This window comes from Streptomyces sp. NPDC059906, from assembly GCF_042730645.1.
Classification (GTDB): Bacteria; Actinomycetota; Actinomycetes; order Streptomycetales; family Streptomycetaceae; genus Streptomyces; species Streptomyces rubrogriseus.
Map to the genome: position 1 here is coordinate 181,036 of NZ_JBHWKU010000012.1, position 22,905 is coordinate 203,940.

The 22,905-nt window shown below is 73.1% G+C and carries 15 protein-coding genes and 1 pseudogene; 5 read left to right on the forward strand and 11 right to left on the reverse strand.

Going from position 1 to position 22,905, the window contains the following annotated elements; translation table 11 throughout:
* Entirely contained in the window at window positions 1-1,062 is a 1,062-nt protein-coding gene (locus ACFV9J_RS20320) for a LuxR C-terminal-related transcriptional regulator (protein WP_385356071.1), read from the forward strand.
* Window positions 1,059-1,703 (forward strand): pyridoxamine 5'-phosphate oxidase family protein, encoded by a 645-nt coding sequence (locus ACFV9J_RS20325; protein WP_385356072.1) that lies wholly within the window; start codon window positions 1,059-1,061, stop codon window positions 1,701-1,703. The genes ACFV9J_RS20320 and ACFV9J_RS20325 overlap by 4 nt, the downstream gene beginning before the upstream one ends.
* Window positions 1,704-1,791: 88 nt before the next feature.
* Here ACFV9J_RS20325 and ACFV9J_RS20330 read toward each other — a convergent pair whose 3' ends face one another.
* Window positions 1,792-2,382 (reverse strand): prolyl oligopeptidase family serine peptidase, encoded by a 591-nt coding sequence (locus ACFV9J_RS20330; RefSeq protein ID WP_385356073.1) that lies wholly within the window; start codon window positions 2,380-2,382, stop codon window positions 1,792-1,794.
* 371 nt (window positions 2,383-2,753) lie between these two features.
* Between ACFV9J_RS20330 and ngcE the strand changes: the two genes are divergently transcribed.
* The 3 genes and pseudogenes from ngcE (at window position 2,754) to ACFV9J_RS20345 (ending at window position 4,744) form a co-directional block, all read left to right on the forward strand.
* Complete coding sequence (gene ngcE, locus ACFV9J_RS20335; protein WP_385356075.1) at window positions 2,754-4,043, forward strand: N-acetylglucosamine/diacetylchitobiose ABC transporter substrate-binding protein; 1,290 nt, start codon at window positions 2,754-2,756, stop codon at window positions 4,041-4,043.
* A 33-nt stretch (window positions 4,044-4,076) separates the two neighbouring features.
* Window positions 4,077-4,206 (forward strand): annotated as a pseudogene (locus tag ACFV9J_RS20340) (IS5/IS1182 family transposase); the annotation flags it as partial.
* 112 nt (window positions 4,207-4,318) lie between these two features.
* Window positions 4,319-4,744: a cold-shock protein gene (locus ACFV9J_RS20345; protein WP_385356077.1), complete on the forward strand. Its 426-nt coding sequence runs from the start codon at window positions 4,319-4,321 to the stop codon at window positions 4,742-4,744.
* Here the strand turns inward: ACFV9J_RS20345 and lysA are convergent.
* The 10 genes from lysA to ACFV9J_RS20395 form a co-directional block, all read right to left on the reverse strand.
* Window positions 4,713-6,035: a diaminopimelate decarboxylase gene (gene lysA / locus ACFV9J_RS20350; RefSeq protein WP_385356079.1), complete on the reverse strand. Its 1,323-nt coding sequence runs from the start codon at window positions 6,033-6,035 to the stop codon at window positions 4,713-4,715. The genes ACFV9J_RS20345 and lysA overlap by 32 nt on opposite strands.
* 2 nt (window positions 6,036-6,037) lie before the next feature.
* Window positions 6,038-7,312: an acetyl-CoA carboxylase biotin carboxylase subunit family protein gene (locus tag ACFV9J_RS20355; RefSeq protein WP_385356081.1), complete on the reverse strand. Its 1,275-nt coding sequence runs from the start codon at window positions 7,310-7,312 to the stop codon at window positions 6,038-6,040.
* 83 nt (window positions 7,313-7,395) lie between these two features.
* Window positions 7,396-8,916 carry a class I tRNA ligase family protein gene (locus ACFV9J_RS20360; RefSeq protein WP_385356082.1) on the reverse strand — a complete coding sequence of 507 codons (1,521 nt, stop codon included), beginning with the start codon at window positions 8,914-8,916 and terminating at the stop codon, window positions 7,396-7,398.
* The gene (locus ACFV9J_RS20365; protein ID WP_385356084.1) at window positions 8,913-9,299 is read right to left on the reverse strand and encodes a cupin domain-containing protein; all 387 of its coding nucleotides are present in this window, start codon (window positions 9,297-9,299) and stop codon (window positions 8,913-8,915) included. The genes ACFV9J_RS20360 and ACFV9J_RS20365 overlap by 4 nt, the downstream gene beginning before the upstream one ends.
* Window positions 9,296-10,657: a lysine N(6)-hydroxylase/L-ornithine N(5)-oxygenase family protein gene (locus ACFV9J_RS20370; protein WP_385356086.1), complete on the reverse strand. Its 1,362-nt coding sequence runs from the start codon at window positions 10,655-10,657 to the stop codon at window positions 9,296-9,298. Before ACFV9J_RS20370 ends, ACFV9J_RS20365 begins: the two co-directional genes overlap by 4 nt.
* A 19-nt stretch (window positions 10,658-10,676) precedes the next feature.
* The gene (locus ACFV9J_RS20375; protein WP_385356087.1) at window positions 10,677-11,084 is read right to left on the reverse strand and encodes a cupin domain-containing protein; all 408 of its coding nucleotides are present in this window, start codon (window positions 11,082-11,084) and stop codon (window positions 10,677-10,679) included.
* Window positions 11,081-15,328 (reverse strand): amino acid adenylation domain-containing protein, encoded by a 4,248-nt coding sequence (locus ACFV9J_RS20380; RefSeq protein WP_385356088.1) that lies wholly within the window; start codon window positions 15,326-15,328, stop codon window positions 11,081-11,083. Before ACFV9J_RS20380 ends, ACFV9J_RS20375 begins: the two co-directional genes overlap by 4 nt.
* Before the next feature lie 86 nt (window positions 15,329-15,414).
* Entirely contained in the window at window positions 15,415-18,924 is a 3,510-nt protein-coding gene (locus tag ACFV9J_RS20385; protein WP_385356089.1) for an amino acid adenylation domain-containing protein, read from the reverse strand.
* Between the two features lie 88 nt (window positions 18,925-19,012).
* Entirely contained in the window at window positions 19,013-21,139 is a 2,127-nt protein-coding gene (locus ACFV9J_RS20390; RefSeq protein ID WP_385356090.1) for an MFS transporter, read from the reverse strand.
* Window positions 21,133-22,509 carry a hypothetical protein gene (locus ACFV9J_RS20395; RefSeq protein ID WP_385356091.1) on the reverse strand — a complete coding sequence of 459 codons (1,377 nt, stop codon included), beginning with the start codon at window positions 22,507-22,509 and terminating at the stop codon, window positions 21,133-21,135. Before ACFV9J_RS20395 ends, ACFV9J_RS20390 begins: the two co-directional genes overlap by 7 nt.
* Between the last annotated feature and the right edge of the window lie 396 nt (window positions 22,510-22,905).

Below are 22,905 nucleotides of genomic sequence, written 5' to 3' on the forward strand. Positions count from 1 at the left end.
TTGTCCAGCATCCCCGCACCCGGTTCGCTGCCCGCATCGGTCGACACCTTCGCGGTACAGGTCTACGACTACCTTCTCGCCCAGGGCGGCGTCACCCGTGCCGCCATGGGCCGGGCCCTGAACACCCGTACGCAGGACGTCGAGGAGGCCCTGGACGTCCTGCGCGGACTGCAGTTGGTCAAGGAGGAAGAGGGCGGCGACGGGGAACTGGTCGCGGTCGACCCCGAGGCGGCACGCATCGAACTCCTGGTCCCGCTGGAGCTCGCCCTGCACGACCACCGGCGCCGCCTCGCCGGGGTCAAGGGGCGGCTGCAGTCCTTCATGAAGGCCTTCGAGGCCGGCCACCGCAACCGGCCGCACGGCGGGACGGTCGTCGTCACCGACGACGCGGACGAGATCGCACTGCGGCTCCTCGATGCGGCGCAGCGCTGCACCCGGGAGATCCTGCTGATGCAGCCCTGCGTGGCGCAGGAGCACACCGAGCTGCGGCAGGCGCATCCGCTGATCCTGGAAGCGCTGCAACGCGGCGTACGGGTACGGGTGTTGTACCCGCACACCGCCCGCGGGGACGCCGGTACCCGCTCCCGGGTGCGGGACCTGGTCGACGCGGGCGGGGCGGTACGCACCTCGCGCGAGGTGCACGGGCGGTCGTTGGTGTTCGACCGTACCGTCGCGTTCGTGCCCGCCGAGGGCACCGCCGAGGGCGGCACGGGGGTCGCCGCGGTGTACGAGCCGACGGTGGCCGCGTTCCTCGGCGGGCTGCACGACCAGTGGTGGGAGCCCGCGTTCCCGCTGGAGGGCGGTGCGGCCGGCTACGCGGGCGTCCGCGACGACCTGCGGGCCACCATCCTGGAACTGCTCGCGTCCGGCATCAAGGACGAGGTGATCGCCCGCCGGATCGGAGTGTCCGAGCGGTCCTTCCGCCGCCATGTCGCCTCGATCATGCAGGATTTGGCGGCGAGCAGCCGCTTCCAGGCGGGGGTCATGGCGACGCGGACCGGGCTCGTCGATCCGGTCGGCTCCGATGCCCAGGGCCGCGGCCGGGCGGTGAAGTCCGCGTGAGCCGCTACGCACACCTCGCGTACACGCCGACCGTACGCGCGGTCCAGGCTGAGCGGGGCAGCGCCCTCGCGGCGGGCCGCCGGCTGCGCGCCCCGGCCGACCGCCGCGACCCGCTGGGCCCGGCAGAGGCGGCCTTCCTCGCCGGTCTCGACGGGTTTCTCCTCGGCAGCGTGGGAGAGACCGGCTGGCCGTACATCCAGTTCCGCGGCGGTCCGCCCGGCTTCCTGCACGTCCTGGACGAGCGGACGGTCGCCTTCGCGGACGTCGGGGGCAACCGGCAGTACATCACCACCGGGAACCTCCGCGGTGACGACCGGGTCGCGCTGTTCTTCCTGGACCACGCGCGCGCGGCCCGCCTGAAGATGTACGGCCGCGCCACCGTCAGCACCGAGGACGAGCGCCCCGAACTGGCCGCGCTGCTGCAGGCGACGCGTACCGAGGGCCGGGTGGAGCGGCTGGTCGTCATCGCCGTCGAGGGCTGGGACTGGAACTGCCACCGCCACATCACCCCGCGCTTCAGCGAGCGGGAGCTGTCCGAAGTCCTCGAACCCACCCGGCGGCGCCTTGCGCAAGTGGACCGCCTGGAGCGGGAGAACGCCGCCCTGCGGGAGGAACTGCTCCTTCTTCGGGAGGCGTTGTGAGCACCGCACGGGACACGCACGGCACGTGCATCCGGCGGCCTGCCGGTGGCAGGGCGCCACCGGCAGGCCGCCGGGTGCGGCGGGCCGGTCAGGCGCCGCGGCGTTGCGCGAGCAACCAGGCGTAGACCTCGGGATCGTCGTACGTCCGGGTCCACGAGTCGTGCCCGACGCCGGGATAGCGGGTGAACCGGGCGGGGTTGCCGCGCCGGTGCAGGGCGTCGACGATCTTCTCGGTGTGCAGGACCGGGATGTTGTCGTCCTCCTCGCCATGGAAGGTCCACACGGGGAGCATGCCGATCCGGTCGGCGGCCTCCGGCAGCCACGACCCGCAGATGGGCGCGGCGGCCGCGAACCGGTCCGGATAGCGCGCGGCGATCGCCCAGCTGCCGGCGCCGCCCATACTCAGACCGGTCACGTACACCCGGTCCGGGTCGATCCGGTACTCCGTGGCGACCTGGTCGAGGAGTGCGTACACCCCGGAGATCTCGGCGGCCCAGGTGCTGTAGGCGGGACACTGCGGCGCCAGCACGACAAAGGGCAGCTGCTCACCCCGCGACAGCTGCTTGAGCGGGCCGTGTGCGGTGAGGACCGCGGGGTTGTCGCCGCGCTCCGATGCGCCGTGCAGAAAGAGCAGGAGCGGCCAGCGGACCGTCTCGTCCCCGCCGTATCCGGCAGGCACGGAAAGAACGTACGGGAGATCGTTCCCGAAGTGGTCGACTTTGAATGTGTGAGTTTGCAGATCAGCGGCCACGAGCACCTTCCTTGAAGGCTGACAGGAATACGCATGATGCAGCATCCCGGCACTGCGAGACGTATGTCAATCGGCCTTCGGGAAGCCGGAAGTGCGGTCGCGAAAGATGTACAGTCGATATTCCGCCGAAACTGCCGAAACCGCGCATGCCGACTCGTGGAAGTGTACGTATGTGCAGGTCAGATGGCTCTCAAGTGCCGCCATTGAAATGCTGGAAGAGTGTGGATCCGTTATAGATTCACGTCCGCACCCTTCCGTTGGCGTGTTTCCGTTCATTCGTATCCATGGAGGTTTCAGACATGACTGAGTACGCGGCTGGAAACCCGTTCCGGGTCCGGGAATCGGAGGGCCTGGAAGTCGTCGTCTTCGACGGCGGGCTCGGCGATCGATACGTCCTGGACACCGAGGAGCGCTACCGTGCGGCCCACCCCGCGGCGCGGATCACCCACACCGCCGTCGAAGACATCCAGGCCGCCCTGCGGCACCGCTTCGACCAAGGTAATCCGCCCGACCTGCTCGACAACACCGGTCCCGGATCGCTGCCCACCGCGGCGCTGGCCGCGGCGGGACAACTCACCGACCTGCGGCCGCTGCTCGAGGCACCCGCACCCGACGACCCGCACCGCACCGTCGGCGAGACGCTGATACCCGGAGTGGCCGCGAAGGGCCGCTTCGGCGGCGACGAGGTGTGGGCCCTCAACTACGCCTACACCGCCTTCGGTGTCTGGTACTCGCAGCGGCTGCTCGACAAGCACGGCTGGACCTACCCGAAGACGTGGAGCGAGATGCTTGCGCTGTGCGCCGAGGCGAAGAAGGAAGGCATCACCGGATGGACCTATCCCGGCGCGTACCCGTACTACCTGCAGTGGACGCTGTACCCCTTCATCGCCAAGATCGGCGGCGTCGACGTACTGAAGGCGATCGACAACCTGGAGCCCAACGCCTGGAAGCACCCGGCGGTGCGGCAGGCCTTCGAGGCGTACCACGAGCTCACCGCCCGCGGGTATGTGCTGCCCGGAACACCGGAGTTGGACCACGTCCGGTCGCAGGCGGCGTGGGCACGAGGCGAGGCGCTGTTCATCCCCAACGGGACCTGGGTGGAGAAGGAGACCGAGGACGTCACCCCCGAGGGCTTCGGGATGACCGTCGCCCCGCCGACCGGTCTCGACGACGGGGACGCGCTGCCGTTCGGCACGGTGTGGGCGCAGGTCGGCGAGGCCTATGTGATTCCGCGCGCCGCGCGCCATCCGCAAGGCGCCTTCGAACTGCTGCGGCTCATGCTCTCCCGGCGGACCGCGCGGGACTTCGCACTGCACTCGTCGTCGCTGACCACCGTGCGGGGCGCCCTCGAAGGCATGGATCTGCCCTCCGGGCTGGCCTCCGCAGACGCGATGCTGGCCGCGGCGGGCGGCAACATCGTCGCCCCGCGCACCGACTGGTACCAGACGCTCAACCGTGAGGTCATCGCCGGTCTCATCGGGGAGATGATGGCGGACCGCATCAAGCCCGCCGAGGCGATCGAGCGGATCCAGCGGGCCGCGGACGACACGGCCAGGGACCCGGAGGTCACCAAGTACCGGCACCCGTGAGGGGCTGACAACCCTGCGCATCAGTCCAGCTGCCTGCCGATCGACCGGGTCGCCGCCGACCCCCCGTACTACCCGGGGAAACGCAAGCCTCACGGGATGAACGTGCAGGTCCTGGCCGACCCCTTCGGCGGGCCACTGTGGTCCTCGCCCGCTCCGCCCGGCTCAGCTGCCGGGAGGGCCGCCGATCGCCGTGCGTCCCTTCTTCCTCTAACATCCACTCATGGTTCCGGGGTAGGGCCCCGGACCGGTGTGGTTTCCAGAGGTTGGGGGTCCGCATGGTCGCGGGTCGTGTGGTGCGCTTCGACGGTACGCGGGGCTACGGGTTCATCGCGCCGGAGGACGGCGGTGAGGACGTCTTCCTGCATGTGAACGACCTCCTCGTTCCCGAGGAGTACGTGCGCTCCGGCGTGGTCGTGGAATTCGAGGTGGAGCAAGGTGAACGGGGGCTCAAGGCATCGAACATCCGGCTTGCCGAGGGCGCGCGGCAGCAGGTTCCGCGGCGCCACCCGGAGGCCGCGCGTACCGTGATGGCCGACGAGAACGGGCATCCGATGTGCGATGTGCTGAGTCCCGAGGAGTACCGGCGTGATGTGACGGAGCTCCTGCTGACCGCGAGTCCGCAGCTGACCGCGGAACAGATCCTCGCCGTCCGCGGCGCGCTCGTGAAGTTCAGCGAGAGTCACGGCTGGGTCGAGGACTGAGCGCCGGGCCGGGTTCCAGCTCCGGGGCCAGGAGTTCGGCGACCGTCTGGCGGCGGCGGATCAGACGGGTCTCGGCGCCGTCGACCAGGACCTCGGGGATGAGCGGCCGGGAGTTGTAGTTGGACGACATGCTCGCGCCGTAGGCGCCGGTGTCGTGGAAGACGACCAGGTCGCCGACGTCGGTGCGGGGCAGCGGCACCGGTTCCACGTCCCCGCCCTCGACCTGGGTGAAGACGTCCCCCGACTCGCACAGCGGTCCGGCCAGGACGGTGTCGCGGGCGTCCGAGGCGCGGGGGGCGCCGGCGGCGTCGAGCACCGAGACGCGGTGGTTGCTGCCGTACATCGCGGGCCGCATCAGGTCGTTGAACCCGGCGTCGACCAGCACGAAGTAGTTGCTGCCCACGGGCTTGTGGGCCCGCACCTCGGCGGCCAGGACTCCGGAGCCGGCCACCAGGAAGCGTCCCGGCTCGATCTCCAGCCGCACCGGGTGGCCGAGTTCGGAGACCAGCTCCCGGCGTGCGGCGTCCCAGAGTTCGAAGTAGCGGTCGGTGTCGATCTCCGGGTCGCCCGGCGTGTACGGCACGGAGAGGCCGCCGCCGGCGGAGATGGCGCGGATGTCCCGCCCGGCCATCCTGACCTGCTTGACCATGGTCTCGCAGACCGACTCCAGGTGACCGTAGTCCACCCCGGAGCCGATGTGCATGTGCAGGCCGACCAGGTCGAGCCCGTGCCGGTCGACCAGCGCGAGGCTCTCTTCGAGGTGCTCGTGCCAGATGCCGTGCTTGCTGTGCTCGCCGCCGGTGTTGGTCTTGCGGCTGTGGCCGTGCCCGAAGCCCGGGTTGATCCGGATCCACACCGGGTGACCGGGGGCCGCCCGGCCCACCTGGTCCAGCATCTGCGGGGAGCCCGCGTTGACGGGGATGCCCAGCTCGACCACCCGGCGCAGCGTGGAGCGGTTCAGCAGGTCGGCGGTGAAGACGATCGGCTCGTCGTCCGCGCCGACCCGGTAACCGGCCGCGAGCGCCCGCTCGATCTCGCCCTCCGACACGGCGTCGACGTGGACGCCCTCCTCGCGCATCAGGCGCAGGATGTGCAGGTTGGAGCAGGCCTTCTGCGCGTAGCGGATGACGTCGAAGCGGCGCAGCCGGTCGATCTGGGCGCGGATCGTCGCGGCGTCGTACAGCCACAGCGGGGTGCCGTGCTCGGCGGCCGCGGCCGCCAGCCGGGGGCCGTCCAGGGCGCCGGGCAGGCGGGGCTGCTCCGCGGAGGAAGGGGCGGTTGGGGAGGTCATGGTCAGTCCTTCTCGCCGATCATCAGGGCAATACCGAGATCTTCTTCCAAACGGCGCAAGATCTGCTCGGCCGTCCGAACCACGGACGGATGGTCCGGCCCGCGCAGCATGAAGCGGGCCACGATCTGTCCGGCGCGCACCGTCCGGCCGGGTCCGGTGCCGTAGCTGTCGAAGCCGACGACCTCCAGGACGCCGGGCCGGCCCGCGATCCGGTCCAGCGAGGCGTCGGGGGCGAGGGTTCCGCCGTCGCGGGCCATCACCTTGCGTCCGCCGACGCAGCCGTCGAGCGTGCCGGGCAGCGCCACCTCGGCGCCGGGTTCCAGGATCGCCAGCAGTCCGGAGAAGATGTCGGTGCCGGTGGCGTGCCGGTAGATGGTGGGCAGGGCGCCGCCCATCACCCGGGGGTTGACCTCGACCAGGACCGGTCCGCGCTCGGTCACCATGATCTCCAGGTGGAAGACGCCCAGGTCCAGGCCGATCGCCCGGCACACGTCGGCGGCGTAGGCGACGCAGGCCGCGGTCTGTTCCTCGGAGAGCGCCGCGGGGATGTAGGAGCCCAGCTCCACCACCTCGTCCTCGGCCCAGCGGAATCGCCCGGACACCGCGAAGGGGAAGAACTCCCCGTCCCTGGCGCCCAGTTCGACCGAGACCAGGATGCCGACCAGGTACTCCTCGACGAGGATGCCGCGGGTGAACTGCTCGTGCCACTGCACGGGCACCGCGTCCAGTCCGGTCAGCACCCCGCGGCAGCCGGCGGCGGCCTCCTCGGGGTTGGTGGCCACGTAGGAGAGCAGGCTGTCCGCGCCCGACGGCGGCTTGAGGATCACCGGGTAGCCGATCTCCTCGGCCGCCGCGAGCGCCGCCTCCTCGGTCTCGGCCAGCGCGTGGCGCGCGGAGGCGAGCCCGGCCTTGTCCAGCGCGGCCCGGCACCGGTCCTTGCGGCGGGCGGTGAGGACGCCCTCGGTCGCCGTGCCGCGCAGGCCCAGTTCACGGCAGGCGACGGCGACGGCCTCGGCGCTCAGCTCCAGTTGGGCGGTGACCACGTCGATGGGGTCCGCCGCGTGGCGGGCGGCGAGGACCCGGGTGACGGTCTCGGCGTCGGTGGTGACGAGGTTGTCGACCAGGTGGTCCACCGAGCCGACGATCCGCAGGTTCTTCTCGGTGGGCGGATAGAAGGGGTCGGCGGACTGGAGGTAGGTCACCCGGTGACCGGCCTCCTTGGCCAGCCGGATGGCTTCGAGCGCGGCGGGGTTGGAGTCGACGAACGCGATGTGCATGGGTTCTGCCTAGGGGTCGCTGAAGGAGGGAGGGCCGGGGCGGTGCGGGGCGGGGCGGGGCGGGGCGGGGCGGGGCGGGGCGGTCAGAGGGTGACGGGCAGGAGGTCGGCCAGGTCCGGCACGGTGCCCGGGGCCGCGGCCGTGTACCGGGCCTCGACGGCGGCGGCGAGGCCGGGCACCAGGGGCGCGGCGTGCTCGGCGGCGGCCCGGAGACCGGCGACGGCGAGCCCGGGATCGTCCGGCGCCCTGGCGGCGAGCAGCGCGAGCAGGTTCGCGGTGGTCTCGGCGGCCTGCCGCATCGAGAAGGTCTCCAGCGTGTAGGCCCGCCGCATCCGGTCGCGGTAGCGGTCCAGGAGCACTTCGCTCCCCGGCCCGGCCGTCACGGGCCGCCCGGTGTGCGGGGCCAGGGCCGCCGCGACGCTCTGCAGCGGCTGGTGCAGCCGGGTGCGTACGGTGTCCAGGAAGTCCGCCTCGGTGAAGTTGGCGGGCTGGTGCTCCGGGTTGCCGAGCGCGAGGTGGAAACGCACGTTGTCCGCGCCGTACTTGCCGACCAGGTCGCGGGCCCAGACGAGGTGGCGGCGGCTGGTGGAGAACTTGGCCCCGTCCAGGTGGTAGAACTCGTTGGTCACGATCGCGGCCGGCTCGGTCAGTCCGCCGTGCGCGAAGGTGAGCCCGAGGTGGGCGAAGGCGAAGTAGAACGTGTTGTCGTAGCCGAGGAACTGCACGAGTTCGAAGCCCGAGTCCGCGGCCCACACGCCGGGCGGCGTCGCAGGGCGGCGGCGGGCCCGCGCGGCCTCGGCCATGTGCCTCAGGCCGGGCAGCATCTCGGCCCAGACGTTGAAGACCTGGCCGTCGAAGCCGTCGATGCCGACCGGGATGCCCCAGTCGGCCGGGTAGCTGACCGGGAAATCGGGCAGCGGCCGGGAGAGCATCTCGTCGACGAAGCGCAGCACGTGCGGGCGCATCGTGGCCCGCCGGGCGCGGTAGAACTCGGTGAACTGCTCCCGGTACTCCTCCAGCGGCAGGACAAGGATCTCCGTCTCGCGCGGCTGGGTGGTGGTGGCGGGCCCGGCGCCGGTGCTCGTGGGGAAGAGCAGGGAGTCGACGTCGTTGGGGTGGCCGCAGTTCTCGCAGATCGCCCCGCAGGTGCCGACCAGGCACTCGGGGCAGTACCCGGTGGCGAAGGCCTCCAGGAGGTAGCGGCCGGTCCGCCCGCAGTACGGGAAGGTCCAGGTGCGGGTCTTGAGCCGGCCCGCCCGGTGCAGGCCGGTGAAGAACTCCCGCACCTCGGCGCGGTAGGCGTCGTCGGGGCTCGTGAACGCGTCGATGTCGATGCCGGCGAGTTCCAGTGTGCCGACGATCTCGCGGTTGCAGCGCGCCGCCAGCTCCACCGGGTCCAGGCCCAGCCGCTCGGCGGTGGTGACCACGTACGTCTGGTGGTCGTCGCCGCCGGACGCGTACAGGACGGTGTGCCCCAGCATCCGCTGGGCGCGGCTGAACACGTCGGCGCCCAGGTAGGGCCCGGAGAGGTGGCCGACGTGCAGGTCGCCGTTGGTGGTGGGGGGTGTGGCGGTGACCAGGAAGCGGCGCGGGGCCGGTGTCATCGGTCCTCCCCGTGGGCCTGCCCGGCGGCCGGGGCGGCGCCGAAGGGGCCGAGGGACCAGACCGACACCATCTCCAGTTCCTCGGTGTCCGAGGTGTTCTCGAAGTGGTGGCGCTGGTGGGCGCCGACGACCAGGGCATCGCCCGCGGCGATCCGCGTACGCTCCCCGTCGACCTCGGCGTGGCCGCTGCCGCGCACCACGTAGAAGTGCTCGTGGTCCTCGTGGGAGTGCGGGGTGGTGGCCGTGCCGGGCGGGACGGTACACACGCCCATGCCGGTGTCCGAGGGTCCGCTGGACTCCCAGGGCAGGATGCGGCGGAACGCGCAGCCGTACTCCTCCTTGACGAGGGCGTCGGCCCGCCGCTGGATCCGGATGCCGCTCATGCGTGGACTCCTTCGAACAGTGGGGTGGCGAGATCCTGGTGGCCGGCGGCCGGGGTGTCGAGGACGGCGTCGAGGATGTCTCCGGCGCGGTGGGCGAGCAGCGACAGCAGGGTGCTGGTCAGGCCGTGGGTGTGTTCGGCGGCGCCGTGCAGGAAGACCCGCGGTGCGAAGCTCTCGTCGGTGCGTACCGAGTAGTCGCGGTCGACGAGCAGTTCGCCGTCCCCGTCCCTGAGCAGGTACGGGTCGACGCCGCTCAGCAGGCCGCGGGCCTCGCGGAAGTCGTAGCCGGTGGCCAGCACGACCGCGTCGTGGCGCTCGCCGCGTTCCTCGCCGGTGAGCAGGTCGCGCAGGGTGGCGGTGACCAGGCCGTCCTCGGTGCGGGCACCGGTCAGTTCGGTGAACCGGCTCAGGTGCAGGCGCTGCCCGCCGTGCACCTGCTGGTCGTAGAGGAGTTCGGCGACGGCGGTGATGTCCTCGTCGTCGACGGCGGCGTAGTTGGTCGCCTTCAGCTCCGTGAGGATGCCGCGGCGGCGCTCGGGTCCGGCGCCGTGGAACAGGTCGACGGAGGCCGGGTCGAAGATGGCGTTGGCCAGGGCGCTGCTGTTGGCGGGCATCAGCGCGAACCCGCGGTGCGCCAGGGTGACGTCCGCCGCCGGGAACTCGCCGGCCAGGTACTGGAAGATCTCCGCCGCGCTCTGTCCGGCGCCCACCACCAGGAAGCGGTAGGGCAGCTCGCGGCCGCGGTCGTGGAAGCGCCGGATGCCGCCCAGGAAGGAGCTGCTGTGCAGGACGGTGCCGTCCCGGAGGGTGCCGGGCTCGACGCCGGACGGGACGACCGGGGTGCCGCCGGGTGCCAGGGACACGTGGTCGGCGCAGACGGTGTGCCGGGTGCCGTCCGGGCCGCGGTGGTCCACCTCCAGGCGGGTGACCCGCCCGTCGGGACCGGTCACCGGGCGGATCGCCTCGGCGGTGCTGCCGTAGGTGACGTAGCCGGCGAGCCGGTCGGCCGCCCAGCGGAAGTAGTCGACGTACTCGCGCCGGGTCGGGTTGAGCGTGCCCAGGTTGAGGAAGGGTTCCAGCCGGCCCTTGGACACCAGGTAGTTGGCGAAGCTGTACGGGCTGGTCGGGTCCCTGGGGGTCACCAGGTCCTTCAGGAAGGCGACCTGCATGCGGGCGCCGGGCAGCAGCATGTCGGGGTGCCAGGAGAAGGCGTCCCTGGATTCCAGGAAGTGCAGGGACGTCCCGGCGGCGGCCGGTCCGGCCGAGGCGTGCAGCGCGCTCATGGACAGGTGCGAGGGCCCGTAGCCGACGCCGAGCAGCCGGTGGTGCGGGTGTCCCCCGCGCGGGGCAGTGGTCATGGTGTTCCTCTCCGCCGGGTCAGCCGGCCTGGACGGCGGGGCCGGTGCGGTCCTCGTCCAGCGGCCGGTAGTGGGCGTAGAACTTCTTGGTGGGCTCCAGGACCTCCCAGGTGCCGGTGAATCCGGCGGGGACGACGATGGTGTCGCCGGGGACGAAGGTGCGGGCGTTGCCGTCGTCGTCGGCGATGACCACCCGGCCGTGGAGCATGTGGTAGAACTCGTCCTCCTCGTACACCGCGCGGAACTTGCCCGGGGTGCTCTCCCAGATGCCCGAGGTGAAGGCTCCGTCGGGGCTGGTGAAGTGCAGGGTGTTGGTGATGGCCAGCTCGCCGGAGATCCAGCGGTCCGGGCCCTTGCGCACCTGGCGCACGTTCTCCGGCTCGGACTCGCCGAGGACCACGATGTCCTTGATCGTTCTGCTCGTCATGCCGATCCCTTCGCTGTACGGGTGTGAAAGAGTTCCGCGAGCCGCCGGGCGGCACCGTCGCGGACCACGGAGTAGTGCGTCTCGGGCAGGGGGGCGATCCGCGCGCCGGGCGGGACGAGCCCGGCCGGGTGCAGGTGCAGCGGCGTCAGGCCTCCGAAGGCGTCCGGTCGTTCCCGCTCGGCCTCTACGACCAGGAGCGGGCAGTCCTGCGGCAGGGGCCGCGGGCGGTGGCCGAGCAGCAGCCGGTACAGGGCGCGGTACTGGTCGTAGAGGCCGCGCAGGGCGTCGGCCGGCTCCTGGGGCAGGTGGGTGGCGGCGAGGTGCCCGAAGGGGTCCGGGTGGCCGGCGGGTACGGCGATCTCGGCGGTGCCGTCCCGCTGGCCGAGGTAGTCGGTGAAGAACCCGGCCGCGGCGGCCCGTTCGTCCAGGTCCGCGCCGTCGGTGGCGGCCACGAAGCTGTCGACCAGGGTCAGCGAGAGGGGCTGGACGAGGTCGGTGCGGCGGGCGGTCTCCGCCGCGAGGACGCCGCCCATCGACCAGCCGAGGAGGTGGACGGGCCGCCCCAGGGCCGCGACCGCCCCCGCGTACCGCGCCGCCAGCTCGGGCAGGGTCGCGGGGAGCCGGCCGGTGGGCGGGGCCTGCAGGCCGTACACCGCGTACGGGGCGGGCAGCGCGTCGATCAGGGCGCGGTAGCCGAGGAGGTGTCCGCCCACCGGGTGGACCAGGACCACCGCCGCCCCGTCGCCGGGTCTGACCGGCACGAGCAGGGTGTCGACGTGCCGGTCGAGCAGTGTGTCCTGCTGCGCGACGGTGCTCGCCTCGAAGAGGCTGGACAGCGGCAGCCGGACGCCGAACTCCTCCTCGATCCGGCGGACCAGCCGCACCGCGGAGACCGAGCTGCCGCCGCTGGCGAAGAAGTCGTCGTCGACCGACCGGACGGCCGTGCCGCACACCTCCTGCCACAGCCGGGCCAGCGCGGACTCCCGCTCGGTGCGCGGTGCGCGGCCGGACGCGGCGGTCCGGTCGGCGTCCGCGTCCCCGGTCCCCGCCGCGTGCTCCTCGGCGAGGGCGAGCAGCGCGCGGGCGTCGCGCTTGCCGTTGGCGGTCAGCGGGAGGGCGGCGACGGTGTGGAAGGCGCTGGGCACCGCGTACGAGGGCAGGATGGTGCCCAGCCGGGCGCGCAACGCGGCGGGACCGGGGACCGGCTCGCCGTCGGGGCCCGGACCGCCGTCGGGGCCCGGACCGCCGCTTTCCTCGGCGACGAGGAAGGCGATCAGGCGGGCGGCGGCACCGGTGCCGGTGACGACGCAGGCCGCGGCCCGGACACCGGGCTGCGCCGCCAGCTGCTGCTCGACCTCCAGGAGGTCCACCCGGTAGCCGCGCACCTTGGCCTGGCTGTCGAGGCGGCCGAGGAACTCCAGGGTGCCGTCGGGCCGGTAGCGGGCGTGGTCGCCGGTGCGGTACAGGCGCTCGCCGGTGCGGGGGTGGGTGGGGAAGCGGGCCGCGGTCAGTTCGGGCTGCCCGTAGTACGCCGTGGCCAGGCCGTCACCGGCGATGAAGAGTTCGCCGGGCACCCAGTGGGGCACGTCCGCGAAGCCCGCGTCCGCGTCGAGGACGTGGTAGCGCTGGTTGGCCAGGGGCAGCCCGTACGGCACGGACTTCCAGGACGGGTCGATCCGGTCCACGAGGTGGTGGTTGGACCAGATGGACGCCTCGGTGGCGCCGCCCAGGGCGACCACCTCGGCCTTGGGCGCGGCCCGCCGGACCCGGTCGGGCAGGCCGAGCGGGATCCAGTCGCCGCTGAGCAGGACCAGCCGCAGTCCGCCCAGGACGTCGGCGGCGCGTTCGTCGCCGAGGTGGTCGAGGAGCATGTCGAGGAGCGCCGGGACGGTGTTCCAGACGGTGGCGCCGCTGTGCCGCACCCAGTGCGCCCACAGGTCGGGGTCGGGGCGGGCTGCGCAGGGCGGGACGACGACGGTCGCGCCGGCGCACAGGGCGCCGAACAGGTCGAAGGCCGAGAGGTCGAAGTGCAGTTCGGACAGCGAAAGGAGCCGGTCGTCCGGGCCGACGCCGAAGCGCTCCACCATGTCCTGGACGGTGTTGAGCAGCCCGCCGTGCGGGATGGCGACGCCCTTGGGGGTGCCGGTGGAGCCCGAGGTGAAGATGACGTACGCGAGGTCGTCGGGGGCGGGCACCGGCAGCGGCAGCGGCAGCGGCTCGCCGGGGTGCCCGGGGGCGTCGAGGGCGAGGACGTGGACGGGCCGTTCCAGCTCCGCGAGGAGCCGTGCCCCCTCGGCGTCGGCCAGCACCCTGCCGATGCCGTGCCGGGTGAGCAGCGCGTCGAGCCGGGCGGGCGGCCAGTCGACGCCGAGCGGTACGTAGGCGCCGCCGACCGCGACCACCGAGAGCGCGGCGAGGTACTGGCCGGGGCTCTTGCGCGCCAGCACGCCGACGAGTTCGCCGGGCGTGGCCCCGGAGGCGGTCAGCGCGGCTGCCGTGCGCCCCACCCGGTCCGCGGCCTCGCGGTAGGTGGTCCTGCCGTCCGCGCCGTGGAGGGCCACGCGGTCGGGGGTGCGCGCGGCGCTCTCGCGCAGCCCGTCCAGGACCCCGCCGCCCGGGAGGTCGCGCGCGGTGCGGTTGGCGGCGGTGCGCGCGGCCAGCAGGGCCCCGGGCAGCGGCGGCGGGTGCGGGGCGGCCCAGGGGGCGTCGTTCCCGGCCAGGCGGCGCAGCAGGTCGGCGTGGGCCGCCGCCAGCTCGTCGACCAGGCCCTCGGGGAAGGCCTCGGCCACGTGGTCGAAGGTGCAGACGAGTTCCCCGTCCTCCTCGGAGACCTGGTGGTCGAGGAGGACCTGCGGGGTGTGCATGGACTTGAAGACCAGCTCCCATCCGTCGGCCCGCAGGTGCGGGGGCAGCGCGTCGGACGCCGCGTCGTCGAGTCCCGAGGCGAAGACGAACGGGCTGCCCACCGCGGTCCCGGGGCTCTCTCGGCGTGCCCGGCGGGCCACCTCCACGCCGGACAGCCAGGTGTGCGGCAGGTCCGCCATCAGCCGCCGTTGCAGGGCCCCGGCGCGCTCGGCGAAGGTGTCGCCGGTGCCGTCGCACTCCAGCAGCAGCGTGCTGCCGAAGTTCCCCACGCAGGCGGCCGGTGCGGGGTCGGTGCCGTCCGGGCCGGCGGCCAGCATGGCGCGGGTGGCGACGAGGACGGTGAGGGTGAAGGAGGGCCGGCCCGACCAGCGGCGCAGCACCTCGGCGTAGGCCGCGCACAGCACGGAGTTGGCCGACAGGCCGGCGCCGCGGGCCCGTTCGCGCAGCGCCTCCCACTCCGGCGCGGGCAGCCGGTGGCGGACCCGGGCGAAGCGGGCGCGGGCCGGGCGGGACAGGGTCGGCGGGGTCGGCGGGCCGGGCAGGGCGGGGGTCCGGCGCTGCCAGTGCGCGACCGCGTTGCGGTGGGCCTGGCTGTCCCGGTGGGCGGCGAGGGCCTCGGTGTACCGGGCGAAGTACCCCGGCTCCACGGGCGGTTCGGCGAAGGCCCGCCCCTCGTAGGCGTCGGCCAGGTCGCGGCAGAGCAGCCCGATGGAGCGGGCGTCCAGGACGAACAGCCGCAGGCAGAGCAGGACGAAGGTGGTGCCCCGGGCGGAGTAGACCGCGCAGCCCAGTTGGGGGCCGTCCGTCAGGCCGGGCAGGAGTGCGGCCGCCGTCTCCCGTTCCCGGTGGAAGGCCGCGCGGGCCTCGGCGGCGTCGAGGTGGCTCCAGTCGACCAGGGCCGGGCCCCAGCCGTCGTCGAGCGGGACGACCCGTTGGCGGCCGTCCGGGCCGACCGCGGCGCGGAGCATCTCGTGCCGGGTGAGGACCGTGCGCAGCGCCCCGTGCCAGCGTCCGGTGTCGAGGGCCGGGACCTCGAAGCCGTGCGCGATGTACGCCGGGGTGGCCAGTTCGGGGAAGTCCCACTCGCCGACCTGGTAGGCGCTCTGGAGGTCGGTCACCGGGAAGGGGCGCCCGGACGGTCGGGGCGCCGGGTCCGCGGCGGCCACCCGGGGCCCGGGCAGGCCGGGGTGGGCGGTGATCGCCGCGAGGACCGGCTCCTTCGCGGCCGTGAGGCGGTCGAGGAGTTCCCGGGGGGCGTCCGGCGGGGCGTCGACGGACAGTCTGCCGCGGCGGGAGCGTACCGTGACGCCCTGCTCGGCCAGTTCGCGAAGGAGCGCGAGCGGGTCCCGCTCCCCCGCACCCCGTTGTGTGTCTTCCACCTCGCCGTACCCCTCCGACCTGTGTCCGTCGTCGCCCCTGTGGTGGCCCCGCCCGCGACGGGGCCACCGCCTTCGTCCGGGTGCCGCTACCGTCCGGTGCCGCCGTCCCCGGCCGCGTCGCCGTCCGCGTCCGCGGCGAGGCGGTGGACGGTGCCGTCCTCGGCGAACAGCTCGCTCAGTTCGAAGTCGAAGCCCTCCGCCTGGGCGAGCGCCACCAGCCGCATGGCCGCCAGCGAGGACCCGCCCAGCGCCAGGAACGGCGTGTGGACGTCGACCTGTTCGACCTGGAGCACCTGCGCCCAGATCGCGGCCAGCGCGATCTCGTCCTCGGTGGCGGGGGCCGTGGTGACCCCGGCGGCCGCGGCGGTGCCGCGGGCCGGGAACAGCGCCCGCGCACCGGTGTCCGCGGGCCGGGGTCCGGCCGCCGGGCCGGGCCGGTTGGCCGCGATGTGCTCGGCGAGCTTGCCCACCGGGGTCGTGCCGCCGTCCGCGATGGCCTCCAGAACGCCGCGGAAGGCGCCCAGGATGCGCTCCACCGACTCCGCGTCGAAGAACGCCAGGTCGTACTTGACCTGGAAGAAGAGCTGCTCCTCGGGCATCGCCTCGATGGCGAACGGGTAGTTGGTCCAGCCGACGTAGCGCTCCTGGCGCACGTCGAGGCCGCCCCGGCCGGTCCACCCGGTGCCCCGGGGGAAGTTCTCGAAGATCAGCAGCGACTCGAACAGGGGCTGGCCGCTGGGCAGGTCGGTGCGCTGCTGGATCAGCGGCAGCGGGTAGTGGTCGTGGGAGCGGGCGGCGACCTGGGTACGCTGGATCTGCTGCAGCCAGCGGCCGACGGGCTGCCCGGGCTCCAGGTTCACCCGCATCGGGAGGCTGTTGATGAAGATGCCGACGACGTCCTCGACCCCGGCCAGCGCCACCGGGCGGTGGGTGATGGTGATGCCGAAGCAGACGTCGTCCTGGCCGCTGCTCCCGCCCACGACCACCGCCCAGGCGCCCTGCACCAGGGAGTTCAGGGTCAGCTGGTTGGCGCGACCGTACGCGAGCAGCCGCTCGGTCAGCTCCTCGCCGAGGTCGAGGCGGGCCTCGGCGTGCATCTCCTGCGAGCTGGCGGAGAGGCCGAGCTGCGTGGAGCGGCCGATGACGGTGGGACGGCGGAAGCCGGCCAGCCGCTCAAGCCAGTAGTCCCGGGCGCCCTCGATGTCCTCGTGCTCCAGGAAGGACACGTAGTCGCCGAAGGAACGCGTCGGGCGCAGCTCGGGCAGCCTCCCTTCGAGGCCGGAGTGGTAGATCTCCAGGGAGTCGCGCAGCAGGACGAAGAGCGACCACGCGTCGAGGATCAGGTGGTGGTAGCTCATCACCAGCTTGTACGCGGTGGCGCCGAGCCGGACCAGGGTCAGCCGGAACAGGGGCGCCCGGTCGTAGGGGAAGCCGCGGCGCCGGTCCTCGTCGAGGTAGCGCTCCAGCAGCTCCTTCTGCTCCGCCTCGGTGCGGTCGGACCAGTCCAGGACGGTCCAGCCCAGCTCGGCGGTGCGCTGCACGGCCTGGAGGGGCTCGGACAGGCCCTTGGTGGCGATCCAGACCCGCAGGATCTCGTGCCGGTCGACGACCTGCTGCCAGGCCCGGTGGTACGCGTCGAGGTCGACCTCGCCGTCGACCGCGTACAGGAACTGCTCGAAGTAGACGCCGGAGTCCGGGTCGAGCAGCGAGTGGAACAGCATGCCCTTCTGCATCTCGGTGAGCGGGTACACCGTCTCGACGCCGTCGGGGTCGGCGGCGGCCGCGCGCACCGCGGCCAGGTCCTCCTCGGCGAGGGTGAAGCCCTGCGGGTCGAAGGAGCCGGACGGGGCGGGGCCGGTGTCGCCCTGTGCCGCCATGAAGGCGGCGGTCTCGGCGACGGTGGGGGTGGCGAAGACCTGGGTGGCGCTCAGGCCGATGCCGTCGCGGTTGGCCTTGGCGCTGATCAGGAAGCCCTGGATGGAGTCGCCGCCGAGCGCGAAGAAGTTGTCGTGGATGCCGACGGCGGGCAGCTCCAGGGTCTCGGCCCACAGCGCGCACAGGTAGCTCTCGAGTTCGTTGCGCGCGGCCGTGTAGTCCTCGGCCAGTTCCAGGTGGGCGCCCGGCAGCTCGTGCAGGGAGCGGCGGTCGACCTTGCCGTTGTGGGTGAGCGGGATCGCGTCGATGACGGTGAAGGCGGCCGGGACCATGTAGTACGGCAGCCGGTCGCCCAGGTGGGCGCGGATCGCGGCGGCGGTGGGCGGCTCCCCGTCGCAGGTCAGGTGGGCGACCAGCCGCTGGTGGCCGCCCGCGCCGCGCAGCCCGGAGGCGACGGCGCCGGTGACGCCGGGGACTTCGAGCAGCCGGGCCTCGACCTCGCCCAGCTCCACCCGGTAGCCGGCGATCTTGACCTGGTCGTCCATCCTGCCGAGGAGTTCGAGGCGGCCGTCCTCGGACTGCCGGGCCAGGTCGCCGGTGCGGAACACCCGGCCGTCGTCGGTGTCGGCGAACTTCTCGGCGGTGAGCCGGGGCAGCCGGTCGTAGCCCTCGGCCATGCCCACGCCGGCCAGGCACAGCTCGCCCGTCTCGCCCGGCGGGACCGGGCCGAGGTCGGCGTCGAGGATCCGGGGGGTCAGCTCGGCGGGGTGACCGACCGGCACGAAGCCGTCGTACACGGCGCCGGGCAGGCACTCCCAGTAGGTGCTGTAGAGGGCCTCGGTGAGTCCGTAGACGTTGAACAGCCGGGCGGACAGGCCGGTGGCGAAGTACTTCTCCGGCAGCGCGCCGGGCATCACGTCGCTGCTGCAGAAGACGTACTTCAGCGAGGTGTTGGCGGCGAGGCCGGGGTTCTCCAGGATGCCGGAGAGCAGCGCCGGTACGACCATCAGCGTCGTCACGGAACCGCTGTTGATCAGCTCGACCAGCCGGTCGGGGTCCTTGTGGTCACCGGGCGGGACGATGACCACGGTGCCGCCGGAGAGCACCGGCCAGAACACCTCGCGGACCAGGTTGGTGATGCTGAGGGTGGTGCGCAGCAGCTGGCGGTCGCCGGGTTCGAGCGGGAAGGTGCGCTGGAGCCAGCGCTGTCCGCTGAGCAGGGCCCGGTGGGTGAGCATCACGCCCTTGGGGGTGCCGGTGGATCCGGAGGTGTAGAAGATGAACGCCAGGGCTTCCGGGGCGAGTTCGACCGGTCCGGCGAGCGGTTCGACGGCCTCGTCGAGCAGGTCCTCGACGGCGAGCTGCCGGGTGCCTTCGGGCGCGGGCCCGTCGAGGAGGGCGCGCTCGGTGACGACGAGCGTGGCGCCCGAGTACTCCAGGATGGTGGCGCGGCGCTCGGCGGGGTCCTCGGGGTCGACCGGGACGCAGACGCCGCCCGCGCGCAGGATGCCGAAGACGGCGGGGAGCAGCGCCAGGGAGCGCGACATGTGCAGTCCGACCCGGCTGCCGGGCCGGACGCCGCGGGCCACGAGGGCCGCGGCGACCCGGTCCGCCTCGGTCTCCACCTGGCCGTAGGTGGCCGACGAGTCCGAGAGGAGGGCTGCCGTGCGGGTGGGGGCCGAGGCGGCCTGCGCCGTGAGCAGGTCATGCAGGAACGACATGCGTGGACACCATTTCCGTGTGGTCGGTGCGGACTGCGGTAGGCAAGGCGGTACGAGGGGTGGGCGCGGGGAGGTCCGGTGGGCCCCGTCAGTCCCGCGCGGCGCGGGTCGCGTCCACCCCGGGGGAGGTCGGGTCGGCGGGCCGGGCGGCGGCTGCCGCGTCCGGGACGTCGGTGAACGCCGGTTTCCGTCGGTCCAGGTGCGGGCGGCCGGTACGCCCGGCTCCCGGAGCATGGTCGGGTTGCCCGCCGGGTGCCTCGGCCGGACCGCCCGCCGCGGTGCCGCCGGCACCGTCGGCACCCTCACCGGTCCACGCGGGCGCGTCGGGAGACGGCCCTTCGAGGACCGGCGCGTCGGGAGACGGCGCGTTGACGGCCGGCGCATTGGCGGCCGGCACATTGGCGGGCACATTGGCGGCCGGCACATCAGGCACCGGCGGCTTGTGAGCCGTCGCTTCGAGGACCGGCGGCTTGTGGTCCGGGGCTTCGAGGACCGGCGGCTTGTGGGCCGAGAGGTCAGGCACCGGCTCTTCGGGGACCAGCGGTACCTGGGCGGACACGTCAGGCACCGACGCTTCGGCGGCCGACGCACCAGACACCGCCCCTTCCAAGGCGAGCACGTCGGCAACCGGCGCTTCGCCGACAAGCGCCTCGGACACGCGCGGTTCCTGAACCGGCACCTCAGACACCCACCCCCCGGCGGCCGACGCACCAGGCACCGCCCCCTCCAGGGCGAGCACGTCGGCAACCGGCGCTTCGCCGACAAGCGCCTCGGACACGCGCGGTTCCTGAACCGGCACCTCAGACACCCACCCCTCGGCGGCCGACGCACCAGACACCGCCCCCTCCGGGGCGAGCACGTCAGGCAGCGGGGCTTCGGCGGCAGGTGCCTCGGGCACCGGCGGTTCCTGGGCCGGCGCGGCAGGCGTCGACGCTTCGGGGACCGTGCGCGGGCGGGGCGGGGGCAGCAGGGCCGCCGCGACCAGGGGCAGGGCGCCCGCGGTCAGGAAGACCCAGGTGGTGCCGGCCGTGGCGGCGAGGGTGCCGCCCAGCAGCGAGCCGAACGGGATGACTCCCCAGGTCAGCCAGCGGTAGGCGGCGTTGACCCGGCCGAACAGGGGCAGCGGGATGGTCGCCTGGCGGTAGGAGACCACCGCCACGTTCCAGACCATGGACACCAGCCCGTAGACGAACAGCCCCAGGGCGACGACGGGCACCGCGGGCACGGCCAGGGCGAGGAAGCAGACGCCGAGCAGCGGCGCACCGAACCGCATGACCGGCCCGTCGCCGACCGCCGCGAGGATCCGTCCGGTCACCAGGCCGGCGAGGATGCTGCCGACCGCGAGGCAGGTGAGCAGCAGCCCGTACCCGGTCTCGGAGAGGCCGAGCCGTCCGGGGCGCACCGCCCACAGCGGCAGCATGGTCAGGCACATCGAGTAGGAGAGGTTGTTGACGGCGGCGGCCGTCGCGAGCCGGGCGAGGTCCCCCCGGCCGCGGAAGTAGCGCAGCCCCTCGCCGAGTTCGGCGACCAGGGAGCCGAGCGACGACCGGCGCCCGCCCGCCCGGACCGGTTCGGGTGCCGGCCGGGTGTGGCTGGCCGCCGCCTGCTCGACGGCCGCGGGCAGCAGTCCCAGCGCCCAGACGGTGACCACGTACAGGGCGACCACCACCGCCAGTCCGCCGCCGGAGCCCAGCGCCACCACGTAGCCGCCGAGTGCCGGGCCGATCAGCTGCGCGAGGAACATCTGGGTGGACTGCAGGGAGGCGTTGGCCTTGGGGAGCTGCCCCACCGGGACCAGCCGGGGCAGCTGGGACTGGGCGGCCACGTCGACGAAGATGCCGGCGCAGCCGATGAGGAAGGCGGTGACGACCAGCGCCCACAGGGGCAGCCGGTCCGTGGCGGCCAGGGCACACATGACGGCCACCAGTGGCAGCCGGACCGCCGACGCCCAGCGCATGACGCTGCGGGGCGGGTACCGGTCGGCCAGCACCCCGGCGGGCAGGGTGGCGATGAGCCAGGGCAGCCGGACGGCGAGTCCGACCGCACCGACCGCGACCGCGGAGCGGCTGATGCCGAGGGCCAGCAGCGGGACCGCGATCTTGTAGATGCCGTCCGCGAGGTCCGAGGAGACCACGGCGGACTGGAAGAGCCGGAACGGCGAGCCGAGCCGCTCCTTGCCCGGGGTTTCCCGTCCCCTCCGGGTGGCACTCAACATCGGTCCGCCAGCACCACGGAGCTCATCAGGGCACCGTGGTGGGCGTTGAGGACGGGCCCGCCGCCGGGGACGCCGTGCCGTACCAGCACGCCCGAGGGGGCGCCGCCGAACACGAACGGGCCGACGACGAAGGGTACTTCGGCGTGTTCCAGGGCCCCGGTCTCCTGGTCCTGGAAGTCCAGCGCGAGCCGGTCCGGCGTCACATGGGTCTGCAGGATGTGGCGTCCGGCCCGTCGGGCGTCCTCCAGCGCCCGGCGCCAGTCCTCGTCCCGGACCTCGGGGCCGAGGACCACGCCCCCGCCGCCGTAGCCGCCGACGGGCTTGAGGACCAGCTCCGTGCGGTGGGCCAGGGCGTGCCGCAGCAGCGCGTCGCCCTCGGAGCCGGGTGCGGGGAACAGGGCGGTCCAGGGCAGGTGGCGCTCGATCAGCCGCTGATCGTCCTCGGGCAGCGTGTCCTTGTCCGCCCAGAGCCAGGCCATCGTGGTCTTGTCGCTGAGCAGCCAGGTCGCCTCGGACGTGTGCATCCGCACCCGGCCGGCGCGCACGGAGCGGACCAGGGCGTCCAGGCCGCGGCTCGGCGGCTGGTCGAAGCTGAGGAAGAGCCGGAACACGGCGTCCACCCGCCGCCCGTCGAGCAGCAGGACGTCGTCCTCGCCGGTCTCCAGCCGGTCCATGGGGCAGGCGACGGTGTCCATGCCGTGCCGTCGGCCGCTCTCGCACATCGGGGCCAGCCAGGCGAGAAAGGCGTCGGGGTCCTCGAGTCCGGGTGCCGCGCCCTTGCGGAACACCGGAATGGCGACCCGCGTCCCCTCCGAAAGCCCCAGTGACGTACGGATTTCGGCGAAACGGGAATCCACGGCGGACGGCGGGGCGTCGATACGGTCCCCGCCGGGAAGCGGGCGGTAGAGATCGCGGAATCGTGCGGCGAGGAGATCGGCCTGGAGTGTGCCGCCGAGCGCACCGTCGATATTGAATTCGACGAACCGGGGGACGCCGGAGCGATAGACGATGTCGGGGCGTGCGGCGACGAGCAGGTGGTCGCCGAGAAGCTCGGTGCGCGACAGCAGCGGTGTGTCGGCCTCGTCCACCCCCAGCACCTCCTGGAGCTCGCCGACCGTGGTGGCCCTGCGGCGGCAGGAATCGAGGATCAACCGCATCAGACGTGCGGAAACGCGGCCCAGTTCGTCGTAGTGGCTCCGGTCGACGAAGCTCGGGCGCACCGGGCGCCAGGTTCCCTTGGAGCCGCTGATTCCGTCATGGACGCTCCGCGCGCCGGCGGCCGAACGGGCCAGGGCGTTTTCACGGAAGGACGGGGCGAGTTCACTCCAGATGTCGAACGAACGACGCGATGAACCGAGATTGTTCTCCATGCCCCCCCGCATGTCCTGATGCCGATTTCGCACAGGGGGGTTTCCGCGTCCCCCCAGCCGCTGGAGCGGAACACTATCGCCACGTCGCCGGCACCGGTTCGACGCGCCGGAAGATGCCTCTTCGGTACGGAGTCCGGGGCGAAGAAATCCCGCGCCGCACACACGGGTTCGCGGACATCTTGCCGACGGGTCGCACGCAATCGGCAAATACCACTACGTGGACACCGGGTGCCGGCGGCCCGCGTCCGCGGCGCCCGCGACCGGGTGAACCTCTGTACGAACTCCGTTTCCCCGTTGTATGACTTCTCCCTATGTGATGGCGGAGCGTTCACCCGGAGCGCACGCTTCGGAAGCCGCTTGACAACGTTGTCCAACAGGGAAGGGTCCGTGCTCGTC

Excerpts from the sequence above, each read along its gene's own strand:
- ngcE (WP_385356075.1), top strand. The coding sequence starts at position 2,754 with ATGACTGAGTACGCGGCTGGAAACCCGTTCCGGGTCCGGGAATCGGAG.
- ACFV9J_RS20345 (WP_385356077.1), top strand. The coding sequence starts at position 4,319 with ATGGTCGCGGGTCGTGTGGTGCGCTTCGACGGTACGCGGGGCTACGGG.
- lysA (WP_385356079.1), bottom strand. The coding sequence starts at position 6,035 with ATGACCTCCCCAACCGCCCCTTCCTCCGCGGAGCAGCCCCGCCTGCCC.
- ACFV9J_RS20355 (WP_385356081.1), bottom strand. The coding sequence starts at position 7,312 with ATGCACATCGCGTTCGTCGACTCCAACCCCGCCGCGCTCGAAGCCATC.
- ACFV9J_RS20360 (WP_385356082.1), bottom strand. The coding sequence starts at position 8,916 with ATGACACCGGCCCCGCGCCGCTTCCTGGTCACCGCCACACCCCCCACC.
- ACFV9J_RS20365 (WP_385356084.1), bottom strand. The coding sequence starts at position 9,299 with ATGAGCGGCATCCGGATCCAGCGGCGGGCCGACGCCCTCGTCAAGGAG.
- ACFV9J_RS20370 (WP_385356086.1), bottom strand. The coding sequence starts at position 10,657 with ATGACCACTGCCCCGCGCGGGGGACACCCGCACCACCGGCTGCTCGGC.
- ACFV9J_RS20375 (WP_385356087.1), bottom strand. The coding sequence starts at position 11,084 with ATGACGAGCAGAACGATCAAGGACATCGTGGTCCTCGGCGAGTCCGAG.
- ACFV9J_RS20385 (WP_385356089.1), bottom strand. The coding sequence starts at position 18,924 with ATGTCGTTCCTGCATGACCTGCTCACGGCGCAGGCCGCCTCGGCCCCC.
- ACFV9J_RS20390 (WP_385356090.1), bottom strand. The coding sequence starts at position 21,139 with ATGTTGAGTGCCACCCGGAGGGGACGGGAAACCCCGGGCAAGGAGCGG.
- ACFV9J_RS20395 (WP_385356091.1), bottom strand. The coding sequence starts at position 22,509 with ATGGAGAACAATCTCGGTTCATCGCGTCGTTCGTTCGACATCTGGAGT.